Here is a 4,364-nt window from a genome sequence, read left to right as displayed (position 1 = left end):
TTATGATTTTCCTTGATCTATCTGGGTTTCAGCGATTTTGGGCTTCTCGAAGTAAATCCCAAGCGGGGATTGGAGTTGAGGCTTTTCTCGATTTGTTTTTTGTCTAAGTCCCATTAAAAACACTTTTATGGATCTTGGATACGTATTAGGTGCTTTTGATTGTGATCGATTGACTGGCGAAGTTTCCCTAATCAATAATTCCTGCTTCAATCAAATATATTATCCTAGTAGTTGGTCTTTATTGACTTGGCTGGGGTTAGGGCAGCGTGATACTATATTTTTAGGAGTTTTATTTGCTTTAATTTTTTATGTGATAACTTTAATGATCATTGGCAGATTAAATTATCAAGAAGCTATAGTTTATGCCCTAATTTTATGCTCACCACCGGTAATGCTTTTAGTCGAACGTGGCAACGTAGATATTGTTATCTATTCTTGGCTTGGTGTCGGACTAATGATAATTAAGAATAGCCGAGCATTAATTTTTAGGTTGTGTGCCTATTTGTTAATATTTTTTTGGGGAGTTATTAAACTATTTCCCATTTTCGGTCTGGCGGTAATTATTAAAGAAAAAAGAAATATATTTCTGTTCTTGGCGGCTATTTTTGCGGCTGCTTTTATTACTTATTTTATCGCTAGTATAGAGGAGATGAAAACTATCTCACAAACATTTGATGTTGAGAGTGTTTGGTTTCGTTTTGGACATCAAGCCCTCTTTTTGAAAGTCAAAACTTTTCTATTAAATCTTTCTTTATCTACTGGCGGAGAAACTGATATTAAAAAGACGCTCAGATATATGATGTATATAATTATGAGTTTATTGACGCTATTAGTCTTGACCAGAGTTTTATTGTCGAAATTTAAGATTTTTAAAGAATGGCTCAGTTCCGATTTTGTCTCAGCAGATTCGGGCAAATCTTTAGATAAAAGTCAATATATTGATTATTTCCGTCTGGCAGCAGGCATTTATTTAGGAAATTATCTGGTTATTGGCCTTGTTATGGATTACAAATTAACTTTTCTAATCTTTGCCCTTCCTCAAATCTTGGATTGGATTAAGCAAGAAAATCAATTGAGCTTGTCTTCCAGTATGGCTTTAGTCGCTATAGTGGTAACCTTTTACGCCAGTCCATTCTTACATCCTTGGGCAATTGATGAAGTTATCAATTTGCTCTTATTTGCCAATTTATTATACATGGCAGTTCTCTCTATGCCTGAATGGCTAAAAAGTTTAGTCCATAAGAGATTGTCTGGCAAATTTTCTGGATAAAAGTTTAACCACAGCCTAATATATAGCCAAACTAGATGAATTGTCAAATCCCCTTAACCAATTGACATCCTCGGTCAAGTTCCTGTATAGTAGCTCCCAAAGAGTTGGGGTGATGGGTTTAAGCCTTCACAAAGACTCTTTGGGAGCGGTTACTTGCACAAAGCTGCTGCAATTAACTGAAAACCCGGTACAGCGAGTCTATTTGACTTGTGAACAATCATCGCTCCCCTCTCCTTCTGGGATGAGCCTGATGGGTTTTGGCAGTGCATGGATACTTATCGAGAAATGGAAATGGTCAATCCCCTTGATGACAGTGGACAAGCTAGATGGAAAATATGGTAAAGAAATCATTTTGGTCGGGCAAAAAGGTCTTTATTACTGGTCATACTGGCTTTAAGGGGTCTTGGCTGGGGTTTTGGTTACTCCATCTAGGAGCAGAGGTAAAAGGCCTCAGTTTAGCTCCCAATACCACCCCCGCCTTATTTGAGCAATTAGACTTAGCTCAAAACCTGAGTCACCATATAGGAGATATTCGAGAGGCTGAGTTAGTGGCTCGTTTAATCGCTTCATGGCGACCGGATGTAGTCTTTCATTTAGCGGCACAACCCTTAGTGCGACTTTCCTATCTTGAGTCGGTGGAAACGTGGAACACAAATGTCATGGGGACTATTCACGTTTTAGAAGCCCTCAAAAGCCTGACTCATCCCTGTGCCGCCGTGTTTATTACTAGCGATAAGTGCTATGAGAATCGGGAATGGGTCTATGGTTATCGGGAAAATGACCCCTTAGGGGGTTACGATCCCTATAGTTCTAGCAAAGCTGGGGCGGAATTGGCGATCGCATCTTGGCGAAATTCCTTCTTTAAAACCCCTCAAACCCCCATCGGCATTGCCAGCGCCAGGGCAGGAAATGTCATCGGTGGCGGAGATTGGTCTCTAGACCGGATTGTACCCGATGCGATGCGGGCCTTGATGAAGTCCGAAGCGATTCCGGTGCGGAACCCTCTAGCGACTCGCCCTTGGCAGCACGTTTTAGAGCCTTTAGGTGGCTATTTACGGTTAGCTGAGTCGATTTATGAGCAGTTGATGACGGCTAATTGGCAGCAAGACAGCCGGGGGTTATATGGGGCGTTTAATTTCGGTCCGTCTCTGACTTCTAATCGTCCGGTTAAAGAGTTAGTTGAGTCTATCCTACAACTTTGGCCGGGGACTTGGCTCGATCAAAGTGATCCGAAGGCTGTTCATGAGGCTAAATTGCTTAATCTAGTCACAGATAAGGCTTTCCATACCCTAAAATGGCAACCCGCCTGGGATTTTCGGCAAACCCTCAAGGAAACCGTGACATGGTATTATCAAGCGGCGCAAATGGACTCTGAAGATAAAGCACAATTCCAAGACCTTACTCGCCAACAAATCGAATATTATCAAAGTTGTCTGAGCGATTAGCGAACTCAAGGCTGATCATAGTGCAAATTAAGTAATAATTAAGTACAAATTTCTCCCCTGAAAGGAAATTAACCATGACTCAATCTATTTCTCCCCCCAATACAAATACTGAAGCAGAACTGCGAGAGCAAGTCTTTCAAGCAGTACAAGAATATTATAAGCACAAATTTCAACCCCGGGCTTTTGTGGCGGGGCAGACCTATATTCCGGCATCGGGTAAGGTATTTGATGAGCAAGAATTAGTCAAATTAGTGGATTCTTCCCTAGATTTCTGGTTAACGACGGGCAGATATGCGGCAGAATTTGAGGAACGTTTTGCCCAGTGGATGGGGGTAAAACATTGTTTATTAGTCAATTCCGGCTCTTCGGCCAATTTAGTGGCCTTAAGTGCCTTAACTTCCCCTAAACTAGGGGAAAAACAACTTAAACCGGGGGATGAAGTCATTACCGTCGCCGCAGGTTTCCCGACTACAGTTAACCCCATCTTTCAAAATCAGCTAATTCCCGTCTTTTTAGACGTTAAACTACCCGGTTATGACCTCGACATCGAGCAGCTGGAATCCGCCTTGTCAGAGAAGACTAAAGCGATTATGATCGCTCATACCCTGGGAAATCCCTTTAATTTAGAAGCGGTGATGGCTTTTGCCGAAAAACATGACCTCTGGGTAGTTGAGGATAACTGTGATGCGGTGGGAAGTCTTTACAAAGGGCAAAAAACCGGCACCTTTGGGCATTTAGCAACGGTTAGCTTTTATCCTGCTCATCACATGACTATGGGAGAAGGGGGTGCGGTTTTAACCAGTGATACCCGCTTGAAAAAGATTGTCGAGTCATTCCGTGACTGGGGCAGAGATTGTTGGTGTCCTCCGGGGGTAGATAATACCTGTAATAAGCGCTTCGGTTGGCAGTTAGGAGATTTACCCTTTGGCTATGACCATAAGTACACCTATTCTCATGTGGGTTATAACCTAAAGATGACGGATATGCAAGCCGCCGTCGGGGTAGCGCAACTGAATAAATTGCCAGGATTTATCAAAAAGCGCCGGGAAAATTTTGCCTTTTTACATCAACAATTACAAGATATTCAAGATGTTTTGACTCTACCCCAAGCCAGCCCGGATTCTGAACCGAGTTGGTTCGGGTTTCCGATTTTTGTCAAGGAAAATGCTCCTTTTAGCCGCAATGATTTAGTTAAGCATTTGGAGGAAAAACGCATCGGCACAAGGCTATTATTTGGAGGAAATTTATTGCGACAGCCTCTTTATAAGGGGTTAAATTATCGAGTTATTGGGGATTTAAGTAATGCTGATAAAATCATGAGTAGTGTTTTTTGGCTGGGCATTTATCCCGGATTAACGGGGGAAATGTTAGAATATGTTGTCTTGACGCTAAAAAATTTCTGTCAAGGGTGATTAAGGGAAAACCGACTTTTTTTAAGTATTCTTGGCTTTTCTTAATGAAAAAGAGATAAACATGACACCATCTGCTATTGATTTACCGACAAAATCAACGATAATCACCTGGGAAAAACTGCCAGATGATTTTATTCTACCTGACGAACCTGTGGACAACAACTTGCAGCCCCTATTAGCAGCCGCTTTACGAGAATCGTTAGAATTAGCAGGACTAATTCTAGAATCGATGCTAAT

3 protein-coding genes are annotated in these 4,364 nt (G+C 41.7%); all 3 read left to right on the top strand.

The window, feature by feature from the left end:
* Window positions 1-127: 127 nt before the first annotated feature.
* Window positions 128-1,270 carry a hypothetical protein gene (locus H6F92_RS03595; RefSeq protein WP_242029983.1) on the top strand — a complete coding sequence of 381 codons (1,143 nt, stop codon included), beginning with the start codon at window positions 128-130 and terminating at the stop codon, window positions 1,268-1,270.
* Between the two features lie 326 nt (window positions 1,271-1,596).
* Window positions 1,597-2,715 carry a CDP-glucose 4,6-dehydratase gene (gene rfbG / locus H6F92_RS03590; RefSeq protein WP_190356820.1) on the top strand — a complete coding sequence of 373 codons (1,119 nt, stop codon included), beginning with the start codon at window positions 1,597-1,599 and terminating at the stop codon, window positions 2,713-2,715.
* A gap of 74 nt (window positions 2,716-2,789) precedes the next feature.
* On the top strand, window positions 2,790-4,127 hold the full coding sequence (rfbH, locus tag H6F92_RS03585; protein WP_190356819.1) for a lipopolysaccharide biosynthesis protein RfbH: 1,338 nt from the start codon (window positions 2,790-2,792) through the stop codon (window positions 4,125-4,127).
* Window positions 4,128-4,364: the final 237 nt, after the last annotated feature.

The organism is Microcystis wesenbergii FACHB-1317 (assembly GCF_014696875.1).
Taxonomy (GTDB): domain Bacteria; phylum Cyanobacteriota; class Cyanobacteriia; order Cyanobacteriales; family Microcystaceae; genus Microcystis; species Microcystis wesenbergii_A.
Note: the sequence above shows the minus strand (reverse complement) of the source record. Positions and strands in the feature narration are given on the sequence as shown.

What these genes read in the sequence shown, in the direction of transcription:
- H6F92_RS03595 (WP_242029983.1), top strand. Translation starts at nt 128, where the DNA reads ATGGATCTTGGATACGTATTAGGTGCTTTTGATTGTGATCGATTGACT.
- rfbG (WP_190356820.1), top strand. Translation starts at nt 1,597, where the DNA reads ATGGAAAATATGGTAAAGAAATCATTTTGGTCGGGCAAAAAGGTCTTT.
- rfbH (WP_190356819.1), top strand. Translation starts at nt 2,790, where the DNA reads ATGACTCAATCTATTTCTCCCCCCAATACAAATACTGAAGCAGAACTG.